Origin of the sequence: Owenweeksia hongkongensis DSM 17368 (genome assembly GCF_000236705.1) — a bacterium.
Lineage (GTDB): Bacteria > Bacteroidota > Bacteroidia > Flavobacteriales > Schleiferiaceae > Owenweeksia > Owenweeksia hongkongensis.
The window spans coordinates 424,878-442,325 of record NC_016599.1 but is presented as its reverse complement, the minus strand read 5'-3'; the positions used below and the strand labels follow the sequence as shown (position 1 = coordinate 442,325).

The 17,448-nt window shown below is 40.3% G+C and carries 20 protein-coding genes; 14 read left to right on the top strand and 6 right to left on the bottom strand.

The features are described from left to right. The first annotated feature begins 23 nt into the window (after positions 1 to 23). Complete coding sequence (locus tag OWEHO_RS02075) at positions 24 to 1,211, top strand: MFS transporter (RefSeq protein WP_014200798.1); 1,188 nt, start codon at positions 24 to 26, stop codon at positions 1,209 to 1,211. A gap of 153 nt (positions 1,212 to 1,364) precedes the next feature. Then, positions 1,365 to 1,550 (top strand): CPXCG motif-containing cysteine-rich protein, encoded by a 186-nt coding sequence (locus OWEHO_RS18145; protein ID WP_014200797.1) that lies wholly within the window; start codon positions 1,365 to 1,367, stop codon positions 1,548 to 1,550. A gap of 3 nt (positions 1,551 to 1,553) precedes the next feature. On the opposite strand, the gene OWEHO_RS02070 is transcribed toward OWEHO_RS18145, so the two are convergent. After that, positions 1,554 to 1,835: a DUF493 family protein gene (locus OWEHO_RS02070; protein ID WP_014200796.1), complete on the bottom strand. Its 282-nt coding sequence runs from the start codon at positions 1,833 to 1,835 to the stop codon at positions 1,554 to 1,556. A gap of 240 nt (positions 1,836 to 2,075) precedes the next feature. On the opposite strand from OWEHO_RS02070, the gene OWEHO_RS02065 reads away from it, so the two are divergent. The 4 genes from OWEHO_RS02065 (at position 2,076) to OWEHO_RS02050 (ending at position 5,964) form a co-directional block, all read left to right on the top strand. Further along, on the top strand, positions 2,076 to 2,615 hold the full coding sequence (locus OWEHO_RS02065; RefSeq protein WP_014200795.1) for an AAA family ATPase: 540 nt from the start codon (positions 2,076 to 2,078) through the stop codon (positions 2,613 to 2,615). Continuing rightward, positions 2,612 to 4,522, top strand: coding sequence for a RecQ family ATP-dependent DNA helicase (locus OWEHO_RS02060; protein ID WP_014200794.1), 1,911 nt, complete (start codon positions 2,612 to 2,614; stop codon positions 4,520 to 4,522). The genes OWEHO_RS02065 and OWEHO_RS02060 overlap by 4 nt, the downstream gene beginning before the upstream one ends. 77 nt (positions 4,523 to 4,599) lie before the next feature. Further along, positions 4,600 to 5,538, top strand: a complete 939-nt coding sequence (gene fmt, locus OWEHO_RS02055) for a methionyl-tRNA formyltransferase (protein ID WP_014200793.1) — start codon at positions 4,600 to 4,602, stop codon at positions 5,536 to 5,538. Positions 5,539 to 5,694: 156 nt separating this feature from the next. Continuing rightward, positions 5,695 to 5,964: an HU family DNA-binding protein gene (locus OWEHO_RS02050; RefSeq protein ID WP_014200792.1), complete on the top strand. Its 270-nt coding sequence runs from the start codon at positions 5,695 to 5,697 to the stop codon at positions 5,962 to 5,964. A 206-nt stretch (positions 5,965 to 6,170) separates the two neighbouring features. Here the strand turns inward: OWEHO_RS02050 and prmC are convergent, their stop codons facing one another. The 3 genes from prmC to rocD form a co-directional block, all read right to left on the bottom strand. Then, entirely contained in the window at positions 6,171 to 7,016 is an 846-nt protein-coding gene (prmC, locus tag OWEHO_RS02045) for a peptide chain release factor N(5)-glutamine methyltransferase (RefSeq protein ID WP_014200791.1), read from the bottom strand. Further along, positions 7,006 to 7,356, bottom strand: coding sequence for a hypothetical protein (locus tag OWEHO_RS02040; protein ID WP_041627818.1), 351 nt, complete (start codon positions 7,354 to 7,356; stop codon positions 7,006 to 7,008). The genes prmC and OWEHO_RS02040 overlap by 11 nt, the downstream gene beginning before the upstream one ends. An 82-nt stretch (positions 7,357 to 7,438) precedes the next feature. After that, positions 7,439 to 8,686: an ornithine--oxo-acid transaminase gene (gene rocD / locus OWEHO_RS02035; RefSeq protein ID WP_014200789.1), complete on the bottom strand. Its 1,248-nt coding sequence runs from the start codon at positions 8,684 to 8,686 to the stop codon at positions 7,439 to 7,441. Between the two features lie 81 nt (positions 8,687 to 8,767). Between rocD and rlmD the strand changes: the two genes are divergently transcribed. The 7 genes from rlmD to OWEHO_RS02000 all read left to right on the top strand — a co-directional run bounded on the left by rlmD (position 8,768) and on the right by OWEHO_RS02000 (position 14,053). After that, positions 8,768 to 10,207: a 23S rRNA (uracil(1939)-C(5))-methyltransferase RlmD gene (rlmD, locus tag OWEHO_RS02030; RefSeq protein ID WP_014200788.1), complete on the top strand. Its 1,440-nt coding sequence runs from the start codon at positions 8,768 to 8,770 to the stop codon at positions 10,205 to 10,207. 580 nt (positions 10,208 to 10,787) lie between these two features. Next, positions 10,788 to 11,333 carry a hypothetical protein gene (locus OWEHO_RS02020; protein ID WP_014200786.1) on the top strand — a complete coding sequence of 182 codons (546 nt, stop codon included), beginning with the start codon at positions 10,788 to 10,790 and terminating at the stop codon, positions 11,331 to 11,333. 61 nt (positions 11,334 to 11,394) lie between these two features. Continuing rightward, positions 11,395 to 11,760 carry a hypothetical protein gene (locus tag OWEHO_RS02015; protein WP_014200785.1) on the top strand — a complete coding sequence of 122 codons (366 nt, stop codon included), beginning with the start codon at positions 11,395 to 11,397 and terminating at the stop codon, positions 11,758 to 11,760. Between the two features lie 91 nt (positions 11,761 to 11,851). Continuing rightward, a complete protein-coding gene (locus tag OWEHO_RS18575) occupies positions 11,852 to 11,989 on the top strand; it encodes a hypothetical protein (RefSeq protein WP_223252708.1) in 138 nt (45 codons plus the stop codon). A gap of 515 nt (positions 11,990 to 12,504) precedes the next feature. Further along, on the top strand, positions 12,505 to 12,948 hold the full coding sequence (locus tag OWEHO_RS02010) for a DoxX family protein (protein WP_014200784.1): 444 nt from the start codon (positions 12,505 to 12,507) through the stop codon (positions 12,946 to 12,948). Positions 12,949 to 12,954: 6 nt separating this feature from the next. Next, positions 12,955 to 13,401 carry a MarR family winged helix-turn-helix transcriptional regulator gene (locus tag OWEHO_RS02005; protein WP_014200783.1) on the top strand — a complete coding sequence of 149 codons (447 nt, stop codon included), beginning with the start codon at positions 12,955 to 12,957 and terminating at the stop codon, positions 13,399 to 13,401. A 19-nt stretch (positions 13,402 to 13,420) separates the two neighbouring features. Further along, positions 13,421 to 14,053, top strand: a complete 633-nt coding sequence (locus OWEHO_RS02000) for a nitroreductase family protein (protein ID WP_014200782.1) — start codon at positions 13,421 to 13,423, stop codon at positions 14,051 to 14,053. A gap of 633 nt (positions 14,054 to 14,686) precedes the next feature. Here OWEHO_RS02000 and OWEHO_RS01995 read toward each other — a convergent pair. Next, the gene (locus OWEHO_RS01995; RefSeq protein WP_014200781.1) at positions 14,687 to 16,012 is read right to left on the bottom strand and encodes an exonuclease domain-containing protein; all 1,326 of its coding nucleotides are present in this window, start codon (positions 16,010 to 16,012) and stop codon (positions 14,687 to 14,689) included. Positions 16,013 to 16,120: 108 nt separating this feature from the next. Beyond that, a complete protein-coding gene (locus tag OWEHO_RS17680; RefSeq protein ID WP_014200780.1) occupies positions 16,121 to 16,504 on the bottom strand; it encodes a hypothetical protein in 384 nt (127 codons plus the stop codon). 289 nt (positions 16,505 to 16,793) lie between these two features. On the opposite strand from OWEHO_RS17680, the gene OWEHO_RS01985 reads away from it, so the two are divergent. Then, positions 16,794 to 17,447: a DsbA family protein gene (locus OWEHO_RS01985; RefSeq protein WP_014200779.1), complete on the top strand. Its 654-nt coding sequence runs from the start codon at positions 16,794 to 16,796 to the stop codon at positions 17,445 to 17,447. Position 17,448 lies beyond the last annotated feature (1 nt).

Genomic DNA, 17,448 nt, shown 5'->3' with positions numbered 1-17,448 from the left:
AACGTGGGTATATTTGCCGCCCCATGAAAAAATTACCAATTCTTGTACTGATAATTACCATTGCCATAGATATGCTTGGCTTTGGAATAATTATTCCTGTTCTGCCCATTTATGCCGATCAGCTTGGTGCTTCTGAATTTACCATTGGCCTTATTGAAGCTTCATTTGCAGCAGCCCAATTTTTATTCACCCCCTTTTGGGGAGGGTTGAGCGACCGAATTGGTAGAAGACCTGTAATACTTATTAGCATTGGTATCATGGTACTCTCCTATCTGGTATTGGCAAATGCTACATTAATCGCTTTGGTATTTTTGGCAAGAATAGTATCTGGAATTGGAGCAGCAAACCTTAGTGCAGCCCAAGCTTTCATTAGTGATTTGGTAAAACCCAAGGAGCGTGTAAAGTATTTTGGGTACATCGGAGCAGCTTTTGGAATTGGCTTCATATTTGGCCCTCCACTAGGCGGGTACCTTAAAACCAACTTTGGCATTGAAGGCCTGGGATATGTAGCTGCTGGTATTTCAACGTTAAACTTTCTTCTTGCATTCTTTTTCCTTCCAGAATCCAACAAGGAAAAAAATGCGGATTCAAAGCTTTTCAAAAATCCTTTTACCGAAATCTACAGAATCCTTCCGCGCCCTGAGATTAGAAGTGTGCTGATGATTCACTTTGTATTTATCATGGCTTTTTCAATGATGCAAATTACAGCGTCATTGCTTTGGGCAAAAGAGTACCAATTAAACGAGCAGGAGATTGGGGTAATGTTTGCCTATGTAGGTATTTCTACAGCTCTTATTCAGGGGCTATTTGTTGGCAAACTCAGTAATATATTTGGCGAGCGTAGATTGTTTGTAGTTGGTAATTTAATGATGGCAGCTGGGTTGGCCAGTCTTCCATTTGCACCTCCCGGAGGCTTCCTTATTTTAACTATCATCGCACTTACCCTCATCTCTTTTGGAAACGCATTTGTAACGCCAATCATTTCTTCTTTGCTTTCGCAAAATGCTAAAAAGAAGGAACAAGGAAAAATACTGGGGCTCGCACAATCCGTAGGTGCACTTAGCCGTGTTTTTGGTCCATCATTGGGAGGTTTCCTTTTTGGATTGACCTATTTTATGCCAAACATTGTAGCTGGTGCTTTGATGCTTCTTACCACTTTCATGGCGTTTCAGTTGGTGAAAAACAAAATGAGACCCCAAGAGGCCTCATAATGCTTAAAAACCAATTCTAAGTTTATTGTTTTACTAGATTTTCAGCAATTAATTTTTTGCCTCTTTTGAAAATCAGAAATTAGAACATTAACAACTACCTAACTGTTAATTACACAGTTAAAGAATGGTTAAAAACTCCAATACCTGAATACAATGGAAGAATACTTTTACCCCTGTCCTTATTGTTTTACCGAAGTATCAATTCTTATCGATACCTCGGTGCCGGAGCAACAGTATATTGAGGATTGCGAAAGGTGCTGCAATCCTATAGAGTTTACTATCTCAATAAATGAAAGTCAGGAAATCGAAGCTTTTAGTGCCGAACCCATCGGGCAATAATATCTAAAGTGAAATTATTCCTTCAATAGACTCTGATTCAACATAACGGTCAATCACACGCTGAGGGCTCATCATCATTTCTTTTACGGTAACGCTAATAAAGTTTCCCTTGCTGGATTCACGTGTATTTATCTGCGCTTCTTTTGAATTGAATAAACTTTCTATCTGAGCAAGCTTTTCATTATCCGCTGGAATAATGAATTTAAACATATATAGTGTTGGCCATTCAAACCCTTCTTCCAACTGTATTTTTAACTTCTCGTACTTTTCTTCTCTACTGTCCATGCTGACTCTTTTGTTAAAGGATGCGAATTTACTTCATAGAATTTATACTTTCTAAACCCATTTTTGCGGTTTCAATAGAAGCGTTTCCGTTTCAACTAAAATTTTATCTTCGGCACCACATTACTTTGTTTGAGGAGACATTGTAATTTTAGTTGGATTTACAATAGGCTTTTCTAAATTACAGATTAGCTTAACGATTGACAACAAACCAAATAACACACAAGGAACTACGTATAAACCATGAGTACAACCAAACGCGTGATTATAACCGGAGGCCCGGGCACAGGAAAGTCTACTATTATTGACTTGATGAAACAAAACGGCTACACCTGCCACACCGAAGTTTCAAGATCTGTAATAAAAGAGGAATTGGCAAAAGGATCTGCACAGTTACCCTGGGATGATCTTTCTGGATTCAGCAACTTGGTGTTTGATGGTCAAACAAACCAATATCGAAATGCTGCTGAAGGAAAAATCAACTTTTATGACCGAGGCATTATTGATGTGATTGCATACCTCAAAAAAGATAACCTTCCGGCAGATGCGTTGGAAGATCTGGCTATACATTACCCCTATCATACAAAAGTTTTTTTGACGCCACCTTGGGAGGAAATCTATTCAATGGACGAAGAGCGCAGAGAAGACTTTGCCACAATGAATACTATTCACGAAGAACTTATCAAAGCCTACACTAGTTTTGGTTATGAAGTAGTAGAGGTACCAAAAAGCTCTTCGCAAGAACGCGTAAAGTTTATTTTGGCGCACCTTGGGGTTGAATGACGGACAAAATTCATGACATATTATTTTCCTATTGGGGATTTAGAAATTTCCGTCCACTACAGGAAGATATTATAAATTCTGCCCTTTCGGGGAAAGACACACTGGCTCTGCTCCCTACTGGCGGGGGTAAATCTATTTGTTTTCAGGTGCCCATAATGGCCCAAAAGGGAATTGGCATTGTAGTATCTCCTTTGATAGCCTTAATGGCTGATCAGGTTCAAAATCTAAAAAACCGAGAAATACCAGCTGTAGCACTTACCTCGGGTCTCACCTACCGTGAAATTGATATTGCCCTGGACAATTGTGTTCATGGGCGATACAAATTTTTATATCTATCTCCCGAAAGGTTACAATCGGAAATTGTGCAGGAGCGCATCAAGCGCATGAAAGTCAATTTGCTGGTGGTAGATGAAGCACATTGCATTTCTCAATGGGGATATGACTTTAGACCCCCCTACACCAAAATTGCAGAGATACGCGAGCTACTACCCTCAGTACCTATACTTGCCCTTACAGCAACGGCCACCCCAAATGTGGTGGATGACATTCAGGAAAAATTAAGCTTCCCTGAGAAGCATGTTATTCAAAAGAGTTTTTACCGACCCAACCTTTATTATAACGTAAATCACACTGAACGTAAATGGAGTAAGGCAATAGAAATATTGAGGAGAATAAAAGGCTCTGGCCTGATATACGTCCGCAATAGAAAGCACACCGTAGAAATTGCTCAATGGCTTACGCAAAATGGTATTTCAGCTGACTTTTACCACGCAGGAATGAGCCCGGAAGACCGGAAGAAAAAGCAGGAAGCCTGGGTTAATAACAAGCTTAGAATTATAGTTTGTACCAATGCCTTTGGGATGGGGATTGATAAACCAGATGTTCGCATTGTGCTTCATCTTGAGTTACCCGAATCTCTAGAAGCCTACTTTCAGGAAGCTGGCCGGGCAGGACGAGATGGTGAGACAGCATACTCTGTAATGCTCATTGGCCCACCAGATTTAGATGAATTAAAAAGAAGGCACCTGGAAAGCTTTCCGGATCTGGAATTTGTAAAACGTACCTACCAAGCTTTAAATAATTACTTACAATTAGCTTCTGGCACTGGCGAAGGGCAAAACTTCCCTTTTGACTTCAAAGCATTTATAGACCAGTATTCCTTGCCCGTACTAAAGGCCTACGAAGTATTAAAAATACTTGAGCGTGAGGGTTGGCTTACACTCAATGAAGGTTTTAAGTCTACCTCACGTGTTCACATTTTAGTGGATCGAACCACATTGTATGATTTTCAGCTTCGTTATCCCAAGCTGGATATTTTGATAAAATCACTCACCAGATCTTATGGCGGTTTAGAAACGGAATATGCTTCCATCCAGGAATCTGTGATTGCGGGCAGGTTAAAATCTACGGAACGAAATGTTCGCGAAGCGCTTCAGTATCTTAAGACCAAAGGAATTATCGACTACATTCCCAACAAAGGAGATTCTGAAATTACCATCAATAAACCACGACAGGTAACGAAGCATCTTTCTATTTCAAATGAAAATTTGAAGGATCGTTTTAAGGATAAAAAGCAACGAATAGACGCTATTGAAGATTTTGTAAGTGATAGTGAAACCTGTCGAAGCGTAAAACTCCTCAAATACTTTGGTGAAAAAAGCACACAGGATTGTGGGCATTGTGATGTATGCCGTGCAAAAAAAGGAGCTGAAAATGCTGATGAAAAAATGGATAAAGCCATCGCTTCTATCAAATCATTACTTCAGGAGAAATCGCCTCTTTCGCATGCAAAAATTCGGGAGCAATTGAAAATCAATGATACCATTTGCCTGGAAGCACTTCGCTGGTTGCTGGATTCCGGTTTTATCAAAAGTGTAGGCCAAGACCTTTACGCGCTCAATAGCTGAGATATCAAATAGCTTCTTAATTTTACCACTTATTCAGAATCCATTGCTGCGCAGCAGTATTTCATAAAATCACAATCATGCGAATTGTATTTATGGGCACCCCAGATTTTGCGGTAGCCTCATTAAAAAAACTTGTAGAAAACGGAAAAAACGTGGTAGGTGTAATTACCGCTCCGGATAAACCTGCTGGTCGCGGAAGAAAGCTGCAACAATCAGCCGTTAAAGTATATGCCGAATCTCAGGGTTTGAAAGTACTTCAACCTACCAATCTCAAGGCTCCAGAGTTTATAGAAGAGCTTTCGGCTCTAAAGCCAGATTTACAAATAGTGGTTGCTTTTAGGATGCTTCCAAAAGTGGTGTGGGATTTACCCGCCAAGGGAACGATAAATCTACACGGCTCATTACTTCCTCAATATAGAGGTGCTGCCCCTATCAATTGGGCAATTATAAATGGAGAAACGGAAAGTGGCGCCACCACATTCTTTATTAATGAAAAGATAGATACCGGTGAAACTATCCAAAACGTAAAAGTGCCCATTACAAAAAATGACTCAGCGGGAACTTATCACGATAAACTAATGATTGAGGGTGCCAAGCTTCTTTTGGATACCGTGAATAAAATTGAGAGCGGAAATGCACCTTCTACTCCGCAAGATCACAACCAAGCAAATAAGGAAGCCCCTAAGATTTTTAAGGAGGATACCATTATTGATTTTTCAAAACCAGCCGAGCAGGTTTACAATTTCATTAGAGGGCTTTCGCCCTACCCGGCCGCCATCAGCAACATTATAATGGATGACGAAAAAATTGGAGTTAAAATTTTTGAGGTAGAACTTACTGATGAACCTAGCAAAGGAGCAGGTGAATTAGAAACCAACAATAAAAATGTGTTAAATGTGGGTTGCCATGACAAAATGATACGCCTGAAAAGCCTACAAATAGCGGGAAAAAGGCGAATGGAGGTGTCAGAATTACTAAATGGCTTTAAAATTTCTGAGAACGCCAAAATGGGCTGAATCCCTTATTCACAGTAGGTTTGCCCCTACCTTTTTCAACAAATGACCACTATTTTCAACATTTAGGGCATTTTTTTTGGCCTAAACTTGCGCAATCCCGCTATAAGTCTACCTTTGTGAGAGTTGATAATTGTTTAACTAAAATTAATTATAATCATGAACAAATCAGATTTGATCGATGCTATGGCAGCTGATGCCGGTATTTCTAAAGCTGCGGCTAAAAAAGCATTGGATTCTTTTACCGACAATGTAGCTAATACAATGTCAAAAGGTGGTCGCGTATCACTAGTAGGATTCGGAACTTTCTCTACTTCAGAAAGAGCGGCTCGTGAGGGTAGAAACCCACAGACCGGAAAGAAAATTCAAATCCCAGCTAAAACTGTTGCTAAGTTTAAAGCAGGTTCTGAGCTTACTGCTAAGCTCTAAGAATTATATCTTAAGATATTTATAAGACCCCGGCTTTTAGTCGGGGTTTTTTATGCTTCCTTGTCTGCCTTACCTTAAAGTGTTTTTGAACACAGTTCATCTCAGTGCAACTCCTTGACCTCAGTGGTCAATAATCTGTGCGCAATTTTTTCACCACAGGGTTGCACAGAGTTTCACAGAGTGGTTCTAAAGGAAGTAAAAGTCACTTATCTCTCCGCCACCACAAACCTATCATTACCACTAAGGTCCTTCAATAACCTGGTTTCGTAACCTTCGTGTACAAAAAGCTCTCGTGTGGCCTCACCAAGCTTTTGATTGATTTCCATATAAACCTTCCCTCCTGTATTTAGTCGCTCATTGGCCAGCTCCATTATAGCTCGGTAAAAAATGAGGATGTCATTATCTGGCACAAAAAGCGCTGTATGTGGCTCATGTTCTTTTACCAAATCATCCATTTCTACAGCTTCGCTTTCACCAATGTATGGAGGGTTGCTCACTATCAAGTCCCAATTTCCAGATGGCCATTTACTTTTATCTAAAATGTCCGCTTCCCAAAACTTTACATCAAGTGAATTCTGTTTAGTATTAGCTCTAGCTAAACCCAAAGCTTCTTTAGAAATATCAACAGCTTCTACATTTGAATTTTTAAACAAATGAGCACAAGCCAGAGCCAAGCATCCTGTTCCTGTGCCTATATCTAAAATACTAAGTTGTGCAGCAGTATCATTTTCTTCCTTAATCAGATAAGCCAGCTCCTCCGTTTCTGGCCTTGGAATAAGCGCCTCTGGCCCCACCCTTAACTTTAGATTAGCAAAGTGTACCTCACCTATCAAATGCTGATAAGGCTTCCCCTCAAGCAAGCCCTGAAGGTAGTTCAGCATACGTTTGGGGTCAATCTCCTTTGTAGTACGATTTTGCTCTACTCTATACTGTGAAAGGTTTATATCCATCAGATCTTCCAGTCCAATAAAAAAGAGGCGCTCTGCCTCTCCTTTGGTATAAAGCCCTTCCAGCTTTTCAATAAAATTTGATTGTAAATCGCTAATCGTCATCTTTTTCTTCTTTGGCCTTTAGAGCCTTCTTTTTGGTACTTTGATAAGTGCTCCATGCGCCATACGCTATCATTGCGCCAAGCAAAACATATACCCACCAAGGAATATTTTCTCCTACAATAAAAAGATAAAGGTATGCCGAAACAAAGAAAAAACCAGCACAGAGCACGGGTATCGTAATAGGTTTATCCTTACGGTAATTACGCACTATCCAGGCTACAGATAGCGTAAAAAACGGGATAGCCCCCACATAAATGCTTCCAAATATGATAGGATCTACCCCGTAAGTTTCTCCAAGGCTCAAAAACCAGGTCTTAACACTTTCCCAAATCTCTTGCATGCTGTTGTTTTGTTTTAATGTACGTACAATATCAGCATTGAGATTTAAGCCTAATGCCATTAACCTGACAAAGGCCTATTTTTTATTTCTCAAACTTTGAAATAGTGCTGGTAATAATATCAACACAATCCAAAATTTGCTCTCTGTTCATTACCAATGGTGGCGCAAAACGGATAATATTTCCATGGGTTGGCTTAGCCAAAAGACCATTGTCTTTCAAAGCCACACAAATATCCCAAGCTGTACTGCTATCCTCGCTATCATTAATTACGATGGCATTAAGCAAACCGCGACCACGAACTAGCTTCACCAAACTGTTTTTAGAAATATACTCGTTCATTTTCTCACGGAAAAGCTCTCCCATTTCGAAAGCATTTTCGGCAAGCTTCTCGTCTTTTACTACTTCAAGAGCTTCCATGGCTACGGCTGCGGCCAATGGGTTTCCACCAAAAGTAGAACCGTGTTGCCCGGGCTTGATTACATTCATAATGTCATCATTAGCCAAAACCGCAGAAACCGGGTAAACACCACCGCTCAACGCTTTTCCAAGAATCAACATATCCGGCTTCACACCTTCGTGATCTACAGCCAAAAGATTTCCCGTACGGGCAATTCCTGTTTGAATTTCGTCAGCAATAAAAAGCACATTGTTTTGAGCGCAAAGTTCACGTGCAGCAGTAAGGTATCCATCTTGCGGTACAAATACACCCGCTTCACCTTGAATAGGCTCAACAAGAAATGCTACAACGTTTTTACTACTCTTTATAGCTTCTTCCAGAGAATCCACATTATCATAATCTACCTTGATAAAACCAGGTGTATAAGGGCCAAAGTTTTTACGTGCATCTTCATCATTAGAAAATGAAATAATGGTAGTGGTACGTCCGTGAAAGTTGTTTTTAGCAACAATAATTTGCGCTTCGTGCTCTTCTACACCTTTCTTTTCATAACCCCACTTACGTGCAATTTTGATAGCCGTTTCCACAGCTTCGGCACCACTATTCATGGCCAGTACTTTGTCAAAACCAAAATACTCACTCATGTATTTTTCAAACTCACCTAAGCGCGAGTTGAAGAAAGCACGGCTGGTAAGCGTAATACGCTCGGCTTGCGCCTTAAGTGCTCCTATAATTCTTGGATGACAATGTCCTTGATTGATAGCCGAATAGGCTGATAAAAAGTCATAGTATTTTTTTCCTTCCAAATCCCACACAAATACGCCTTCACCTTTGTCCAGCACCACAGGAAGTGGGTGGTAGTTATGGGCTCCGTATTTATTTTCCAACTCAATGGCATCTTTTGAGCTCAGCTTATCAGCTACTAAGTTCATAATCTGTCTATTTTTATGTGATTAAAAAAAGAGCTACCTCTTTAATTTGCGAAGCTCAAAATTAGGGTATTTTTGCCGCCTATGTCACAAAAACGCCCATTTTCCAGAAATCAGCGTGTGGAGCTGAAAATTGATGATATGGCCTTTGAAGGTAAAGGGATATCACGTGTAGAAACTGAAGACGGCAAATACATTGTATTTGTACCCAATACTATTCCGGGGCAAGTGGTTTCAGCCAAAATTATAAAGGCCAAAAACTCCTATGCCGAAGCCAAATTGCTAAAGGTAATCACACCCAGTCCGCTGGAAGTGGAAATGCCCTACCACCCTATTCCCGGTGCGCCCTACATTACCCTTCCGGTAGAAAAGCAGCACGAGTATAAAAAGAATACCACCATTGAGCTTTTTAGGCGAATAGGCAAAATTGAAAATGCGGCTGACCTTTTGGATGAATTTATGTCTTCGCCTGACGATTTTCATTATCGCAACAAAATGGAATATTCCTTTTCGGCTGTAGGCTATGATAGAAATACAGATGAAGAGTTTGACGGTTTTACCTTAGGTTTTAAAAAGCGTGGACAATGGCTTTCAGTAGAGCAGCTTAAAAAAGACTCAGGTCTTTTTGACCCACAAATAGAAAATGCGCTTCCTGCTATTTCTGACTATTTCACTTCACGTGGATTTAGCGCCTGGCACGGATTGCAGCATACCGGCTTTTGTCGTTTCCTTACGGTAAAAAGGTCTTTCTCAGAAGATGGGCTTCTTATTAATTTGGTGACAACCTCCAGTGAGCTTGACCGCTTTGACAAAGACGAGTTTGTAGCCTTTATGAAAGACCTCCTTGGCGATAGATTGCTAGGCCTGGTGCACACCCTAAATGATGATATTGGCGACCGACCGCTGACCACCGATGGCAAGCAGAATGTGATTTATGGCAAAGGCACCATCACCGAAGAAATTTGTGGACTGCAATTCCGCATTAGCTTAGAAAGCTTTTTCCAGACCAACCCCGCCAGTGCCGAGCGTTTGTACCAAAAAGCCTTGAACTATGTTTTTGAAACCGAGCCCGGAAGCCGCCCCGTGGTGATGGACCTTTTCTCAGGAACGGGAACCATAACGCAGCTACTGGCGCAGCGTAGTACCGATAAAGAAATAATTGGTGTGGAATTGGTACCTCAAGCTGTAGCTGATGCTAAGAAAACTGCCAAAGCCAATGGTTTTGACAACCTAAAATTCTTTGCCGCTGATGTAGGCAAATTCCTTTTGGAACACCCCGAATACACCGACAAGATTGACACCATAGTAATGGACCCTCCCCGTGCCGGTATTGCTCCCAAAACTCTGCGCAAAGTGATACGCCTTAATGCCAAGCGCATGGTGTATGTTTCTTGCAACCCAGCTACACAGGCTCGTGATATGGTAACGCTTGCCGAAGCTGGTTATAAGTTGAAAAAATACTCATTGGTAGATCAGTTTCCACATACGGCTCATATTGAGAGTGTGGCGTTATTTGAGAGGTAAATAAGAATATTTGAAGAACTGGATAATACATAGAAGACCAAACCAGATAGCGCTATTACTGGTATCTCCGCTGATTTTGTCCTTATGCTTACTCCTGATCATTGGCAGCAAAAACCTAATGGTATTGCTTTACTTTCTGTGGAGCACAGTGTTGATTCAGTTTTGTGTTTACCTATTGTATACTCATTCACTTGGTTTTCTTTTAATTGGAGCTAATACGGAACAACGGATCATCACAAAGAAGAAGCTTAATACTTTGGGAGCTCTCTCAGTCTGTTTGATGATTGCTGCATGTGTTTCCATTGTCAGGGAAATGCCTTTAGGATTTGTACTCTTCCTACTTGCAGGCATCATTGAGCTTACCCGTTTCCACTACTTAAGCAAGCTTCTCATGCACTCTGAAAGACAAGCCTGGAATATCTGGACCTATCTTTCCACACTATGGATTTTTCTAAATCCTTTAGTTGGAATTTGGCCTCTTCATAAAAGGATTTCTAGTATTTTGGGCATTGACTAAGAAGATTACTCCGACATGTAGCGCCCTCAGTTGCTACGCTTGGTATTAAAAACAAGATTATAAATGAAAATTGGAAAGAAATTTAATGAGCTGAGCAAGAGTGAGTATTTCCACTACATTGACAATCATAAGAAATACACTGACTTTAATACGCTTGGCTTATATCGTTCTATCGGTGAAAATGGAAAGCTGAGTTTAGATGATAAAATTGAGATTCGAGATTATACCAACCAATTTTTTGAAAAGACCTTTAACTTCTTTCAACTAAAAGATCCGGAAACCTACTTCGCTGTAACCACGTTGGGACAGGAATTAACTAACGCTGATGAAAGGGCTATCTGGGATACTATTCGTGCTAATCAACAAAAGATTCTATCCGATAAGAAAATCAAACACCGAAACTTTGGAAATTACTCTAAGCATAACTGTGGTTATGATGACTGCTTCATGAATGGTGTGATGGTGAAACAAGATTCTCTTCTTGGCTATGGCCATTTGTATTTTCAGTCTGACAAGAATAAGTATGCAGCTCAGAACAAATCAGAAAGGGTAAAAAAGGATCGTAAGCAGAAGCATCGAATCATACTAGAGGATTTAGAAAACGAATAACTCCCTTGTTCTAACCCACAACTTGTCAGTCAGTGATTAATTAAAAAAACTTAACTCGAAAATGGTATACATACTTTGGATTGGATTTGCAGTGGGTGTTGGTCTACTAGGTCAGAAAAGAAAAATAGGATTCGGGTGGGCCTTCTTCTGGGCTATCATTGTTTCTCCTCTAATTGGACTCATAATAGTGTTGTTATCAGATAAACCTCAAGCTCATCACTACAAGGTTCATGAAGATCAAGGAAAAAAAGAAGAGTATAAGAGGAACTTTGAAAAAGCTATCGGACATTATCAGGATGCACTCTATCACTTAGAAAACGATTATAAGAATTTAAAATCTTCTGAGGACAGAAGCAGACAACAGCTAATTCAACATCTTCAATCAAAAGTAGAAAAGCTAAGGGAGAAGGTTGTTTCAATCAGTTAGTTCTCCCCCCGTTCCCGCGCGTTTCCTAACGCGTGGTTACTAAAAACTCTTACCTAACTCTCCTTTCCTCCAAAATCTCTACTTTAATGCTATGAGTAGAAATTACAAATTTCATAATCCGGATGGAGTATACTTTGTAAGTTTTGCTGTGGTAGAGTGGCTGGATGTGTGGCTCCTGTTCATTTTGGCATCGCCCCAAAACGAACCAAAAGGTCTAGGCTGCTTATAAATTTCTGAAAATCTACGGCTTACTTACCCTTCTAAGCCCCAGCCGTTTCGCTGCGCTTCACTTCGGCACTTCTCTGAGGTAAGTTTTACCTTGCTTTTACGCGAAATTGATAAGATGCCAGTCCAAAAATACGGGTCTGTGTAATGGCCCCGATGGCGCGGATTTGTAATCCGTGCTTCAACAAACACCGGTACCGCGAGAGCTCTCACCGCTACCGCGAGAGTCCTCCTTTGTGGTAAAAATCAATTCAATTAAGCTTTAAGCTAGAGCTATTACTCAGCTTGCCCAGCATCCGTTGCTCATATATTCCCTAAGTTTCAGTCTTTGATACTTCTTCCCTTTCGTCAGAAACTCAGACTCACATTTAGCTTCGAAATATCATCTCTACTATTTGTATCGGTACTCCACTCCCGTCCCTTTCAAAAAGTTTTCACCAAATAATTATTCCATCAAACTAATCCTTCATACATTTGCATCGTGCACGATATAATTGTGAGCGATTTAAAATAAGCAATATGAACACCTACATAAAAACCTCCCTTGTTCAAAACATTTTTAGAATACTCCTGGCCATCTTTATGATATATGCCGGATTTAGCCACCTTACCTTCAATAGAGTAGATTTTCAGGCTCAGGTACCCGATTGGGTTCCTATGGAAAAGGATTTGGTTGTGATACTATCAGGCATTGTAGAAATGGCTTTAGGGCTTGGATTAGCCCTTTGGAAAAACCACCGTGTAACTTTTGGCTGGGCTTTAGCCATATTCTTTGTCTTGATTTTTCCGGGAAATATTTCTCAATATCTGGATGGCGATGATGCTTTTGGTGCTTTAAACTCAGACCGCGCAAGATTGATACGTCTGTTTTTTCAGCCAGTACTTATTGTTTGGGCATTATGGTCATCTGGTGCCTGGAAAGCTTGGCGCCAAAGTAAAAAGGATGCTCAAATCAATAAATAAGAAAATATGAGCAGCGAAGATTTAAAATTGAGTAATCAGGTTTGTTTCCCCCTCTACTCTGCCTCGCGCTTAATCACACAGGCATACAAACCTTATTTGGATAAACTGGGCATTACCTACCCACAGTACCTGGTGCTGCTTGTGCTTTGGGAAAAAGACGAGGTTTCCGTAAACGAAATATCTCAAAAGCTAATTCTGAAAACCAATACTCTCTCGCCATTGCTACAGCGCATGGCCAAACTCGATCTTATTCAGCGCAATCGCTCTACCGAAGATGAGAGAAGTGTGGTAATAGCACTAACGGATAATGGTAAAAAAATGAAGGCTGATGCGGAGTATATCCCTCAGGAGTTAATGAACAATCTCTTGTCTCAATCTGTGGAATTGGACGATGTGGTGCAACTTAAACTCTTGCTAAATCAGTGGATTGAAATTTTAAAACAGAAAGATTAAATACCTATAAATAAGAAGAATGGAATTATTAGATAAACTCAACTGGCGCTATGCCGCCAAAGCCATGAATGGCAAAAAAGTACCTCAGGAAAAGATTGATAATATCATTGAAGCTATTTCGCTCGCTCCTACCTCAAGTGGCTTGCAGCCTTTTGAAGTTATTGTAATCACTAATCCGGAAATAAAAGAAAAGATAAAGCCAGTAGCGTGGAATCAATCAGTAATTACAGATTGCTCGCACCTATTTGTATTTGCAGCATGGGACACCTATACGGCTGATCGAATCAATAAAATGTTTGATTTGACAAACACTGTTCGTGGCTTCAAAAATGAAGGTTGGGAAAACTACCGCCAAATGTTATTGAACAGTTATCCTCAAAAAGATGCTGATGTAAACTTTAACCATGCCGCTAAGCAGGCCTACATTGCTTTTTCGCAGGCTATTGCTGCTGCAGCTTTTGAAGGCTTAGACAGTACACCGCTGGAAGGTTTTGACCCCACTGCTGTGGATGAAATTTTAGGACTAAAAGAAAAAGGACTGAAAAGCTGTGTGATGCTTCCTGTAGGATATAGAGATGCCGAAAATGACTGGCTTGTGAATCTTACCAAAGTAAGGAAGAGTAAAGAAGACTTGGTTACTGTTTTAGATTAATAGTGATTTTTTAGGAGGTTTTGTTAAGTTTAGATAGGGTGAAAGCGGTTTGAGAGTATTCTCAAGCCGCTTTTTTTTGCCAGTTGAGTATGTGTTTTACTTTTTTCTCAAAGTCATTTTACTTCCTTTTTTTCAAAGAAGAAGGAAGAGCCTTGCGGCTTGAGCAAAGAAAAATTATCCCTTACTTTTTGCTCGAGTCAAAAAAGTAAACAACCGACCAGAGGAAGCTCATGAACACCTGTGACAATAAAAACAAGCGAATAAAAACCCCCAGGCTTCTCATTTCTTCCTTGAAACCTACTTTCCGTTTCGCTAAAATTTTGAAACTCATCACGCCAGCTTGCGAGAGGAGTTTTTAAATTTTTACGCTCCACTCCATTTGCCTTTCTATGGAAAAGCTGAAAGGCCTATTTCAAAGAACAGAACTATGGTGTGGCCCAAGAGCATTTTCAGAACTAGCGGCAAATAAGGTGGAATTGCGTTCTTCGAAGAAGAAAGGAGCATGAAACCATTATTTGACCGTGGTTTGCAAAGTTAAGCGGAGCAAAAGTTCCTTAAATGATCTAGATTTTTTGTTTCGTTTTGCATCATGGCAAAATGAAAAGAAGAACATTGCGGCTTGAGCAATAAACTTTAAAACTCCTCCACTGCATACCTACCCTCTTCCAATACTTTTCTAATAATGGCCTGAGTGGTTATGCTGCTGTGTAGTTCTCGGGTAAAGCCCTGCAACTCGCCATAACTGCTTATTTGCACATCGTGTGGTACAAATCCCATTCCAGCAAGGTGACCATCTTTTACAAGGGCAAAGCCGTCTTCATCAGGTTCGCGGCCATAGGTTTTTATTACCAAATTTTGGCTTTGGCTGTTTAGATCATCTATTAGTCTCTGAACGCCTGTCATGTGTTGCTCCTCCGTAATTTCTCTGTCTAGAAAGGAAAAAGGAAAACCGCACTTAGCTGCATTCAGGTTGTACTCTTCAATTTGCTTAAGTACCCAAGACTGGGCCTGAGAGTTAGAATGAAAATCCCGCAAATAACCTTGCTGTGAGGTGATTTTATTAATAGCCAGCGAGGGCACATTTTTTTGGTTGTAAAATAAATACACCGCAAACTTTCGCTTCGGATTCTTTTGGGCACGATTATACTTGGGCCAATAATGTCGAATCTCGTGGTCTTCCAGCAAGCTGGCCAAAAGCTCACTTCCTGTTTTTTCAAACTTTATGTTAAATATTTCCCGCTTAAAACCCTGACTCTTGCTTCCCTCCTTATCTGAAACGAAATGAGTAGCTACCCGTTTTTTCAGGTTCTTTGCCTTGCCGATGTACAATGGCTTTCCGAGGTTATCCATAAAGTAATATACCCCGGGTACTTCAGGCAAATCATGATAATCATCTGAAGGCAAATTTGCCGGAAGGTTAAACTCCCCTGAGTTTTTCTTTATCAAAAACTGCCATTGGCCATCTTTATCCTTCTCCAGCAAGTACTCCATTATTTTGGCCGTAGCTGTGGCATCACCCCAGGCGCGGTGAGCTGCCTCATTATTTACTTTAAAGTGTTTGCACAGGTTTCCCAATGAATAGGATTTAAGCCCTTTTTCAACCCTACGCGCATAGCGCACGCTGCACATCCTTTTTGGATTGTAATCTATACCGACAGATGCAAAAGCTGACTTTACAAAAGAGTAGTCGAAATTCACATTGTGCGCCACAAAGATGTGATCGCCCAAAAACTCACGCACTTCATCTGCAACGTCCGGAAAAGTAGGCGCATCCTCCACCATATCTGGTGTTATTCCCGTAAGGGTTTGAATATTTAAAGGAATGTGCTGCTTAGGATTTAAAAGCTGGGAATAATTATCTACCACCTTAGTGCCATCGTAAAGTACTATGGCAATTTCGGTCATGGCATGACCCGAGGCGTGGCCTCCTGTGGTTTCTACATCAACTATGGCAAACAAGAAAGTAGGTTTTGAATATTCGCTAAAATAGCCATAAAAAAAGCCCCGCAATGCGAGGCTTCATAATCTTATTCAATCCTTTTTTAAAGAATTTATATAATCCGAGGATTAACGATCAAGCTTAATGATTTCAGCTTTGATGTGTTTTTTTTCTAAAATTTCTGTGGTAAACTTCATGCACCCGTAAGGAACGAAGATTCTCAAATCACCGCTTTTCATGTCAGCAAGAGTAGCCATTAGCTTCCACTTACCTACAATTTCTGTAGCGTCTTCTGAGCGATCAGCAATTTCAAAATAGTATTTACCACCATTTTTCATAGCCGTGATATCAGGAATAAAAGTTTTGTCCTGACCTTGCATTACCAGTTTTGCAGGTTCATCATAATCTTCATGACGGGCACGGATATTCTCGAAACCCAGGTTTTGCACATAATCTACTGCACGATTCATTGCTTCCTGATACTTTCCTGAATCCACGCTTGCTTTTAACATTGCCCTGCTTTTTTTATTAGTATTATTAATTTCTTTCAATAAGCCCAAAAACGCCCCTCCACCTTCAAAAAAAGATAGATCAAGTTAAACTTTACTAGGACGGGGTTAAATCAAAGAAGCTACAAAGATATTGTGATAAACTGAGATTTGCCAGTATTTCGTCCCATTTTATCATAATGTTAAGCACTCCCCTTCTTTATGGACTGCTTTATGGGTAGAATTCCTACATTTCAATGATATACTATACCTTCGCTTTTTGAAATCTCATTATTACCAGAAAGCTACTGTTATGTCTGAAAACAAGCCTACTATATTTTATGTGTACGATGCTCTTTGCGGTTGGTGCTACGGTTTTAGCCCAGTGATAAATGCATTTTATGAAAAACATAAAGAGGATTATAATTTTAGAGTTCTTTCTGGAGGTATGGTAACAGGTGATAGAATTGGGCCTATTTCTGAGGTTGCATCCTATATAAAGGAAGGACATTTAAATGTACAGGATAGAACGGGCATCAAATTTGGCGAACCTTTTTTACAGAAGCTATTTAATGATAGCTCTGAAATTTTCACCTCAGTACCCTCTGCAATGGCCCTAGCTCTCTTTAGAACTCAGCAGCCTGAAAACGAACTTGCTTTTGCCACTCGCATGCAAAACGCTATCTATTACGAAGGTATGCCGCCAGCAGACTGGAATACCTATGGAAAATGCGCTTCTGAATTTGGCTTAAATGCAATTGACTTTGCCGAAAAGCTTCAAAACCAAAAATTGCTTCAGCTCACCCAACAAGAGTTTGAGGTAGTTTCTAATTGGGGAATAAAAGGCTTCCCTACAGTACTACTGCAGCAAGACCAAAAGGCATACGTGGTAACTAGAGGATACAGCAGTATTGAAGAAATGGAAGAGGTTCTAGATAAAATTCAATCAGAAATTCAAAAAAGCTAGG

Bases quoted from the DNA above. Each gene is read 5' to 3' on its own strand.
- OWEHO_RS02070 (WP_014200796.1), bottom strand. From the start codon at position 1,835: ATGGACAGTAGAGAAGAAAAGTACGAGAAGTTAAAAATACAGTTGGAA.
- OWEHO_RS02010 (WP_014200784.1), top strand. From the start codon at position 12,505: ATGAACACCTACATAAAAACCTCCCTTGTTCAAAACATTTTTAGAATA.
- OWEHO_RS02065 (WP_014200795.1), top strand. From the start codon at position 2,076: ATGAGTACAACCAAACGCGTGATTATAACCGGAGGCCCGGGCACAGGA.
- OWEHO_RS02000 (WP_014200782.1), top strand. From the start codon at position 13,421: ATGGAATTATTAGATAAACTCAACTGGCGCTATGCCGCCAAAGCCATG.
- OWEHO_RS01985 (WP_014200779.1), top strand. From the start codon at position 16,794: ATGTCTGAAAACAAGCCTACTATATTTTATGTGTACGATGCTCTTTGC.
- OWEHO_RS02020 (WP_014200786.1), top strand. From the start codon at position 10,788: ATGAAAATTGGAAAGAAATTTAATGAGCTGAGCAAGAGTGAGTATTTC.
- rocD (WP_014200789.1), bottom strand. From the start codon at position 8,686: ATGAACTTAGTAGCTGATAAGCTGAGCTCAAAAGATGCCATTGAGTTG.
- OWEHO_RS02050 (WP_014200792.1), top strand. From the start codon at position 5,695: ATGAACAAATCAGATTTGATCGATGCTATGGCAGCTGATGCCGGTATT.
- OWEHO_RS17680 (WP_014200780.1), bottom strand. From the start codon at position 16,504: ATGTTAAAAGCAAGCGTGGATTCAGGAAAGTATCAGGAAGCAATGAAT.
- OWEHO_RS02015 (WP_014200785.1), top strand. From the start codon at position 11,395: ATGGTATACATACTTTGGATTGGATTTGCAGTGGGTGTTGGTCTACTA.
- OWEHO_RS18575 (WP_223252708.1), top strand. From the start codon at position 11,852: ATGAGTAGAAATTACAAATTTCATAATCCGGATGGAGTATACTTTGTA.
- OWEHO_RS02005 (WP_014200783.1), top strand. From the start codon at position 12,955: ATGAGCAGCGAAGATTTAAAATTGAGTAATCAGGTTTGTTTCCCCCTC.
- fmt (WP_014200793.1), top strand. From the start codon at position 4,600: ATGCGAATTGTATTTATGGGCACCCCAGATTTTGCGGTAGCCTCATTA.
- OWEHO_RS02060 (WP_014200794.1), top strand. From the start codon at position 2,612: ATGACGGACAAAATTCATGACATATTATTTTCCTATTGGGGATTTAGA.
- OWEHO_RS02075 (WP_014200798.1), top strand. From the start codon at position 24: ATGAAAAAATTACCAATTCTTGTACTGATAATTACCATTGCCATAGAT.
- OWEHO_RS02040 (WP_041627818.1), bottom strand. From the start codon at position 7,356: ATGCAAGAGATTTGGGAAAGTGTTAAGACCTGGTTTTTGAGCCTTGGA.
- OWEHO_RS18145 (WP_014200797.1), top strand. From the start codon at position 1,365: ATGGAAGAATACTTTTACCCCTGTCCTTATTGTTTTACCGAAGTATCA.
- prmC (WP_014200791.1), bottom strand. From the start codon at position 7,016: ATGACGATTAGCGATTTACAATCAAATTTTATTGAAAAGCTGGAAGGG.
- rlmD (WP_014200788.1), top strand. From the start codon at position 8,768: ATGTCACAAAAACGCCCATTTTCCAGAAATCAGCGTGTGGAGCTGAAA.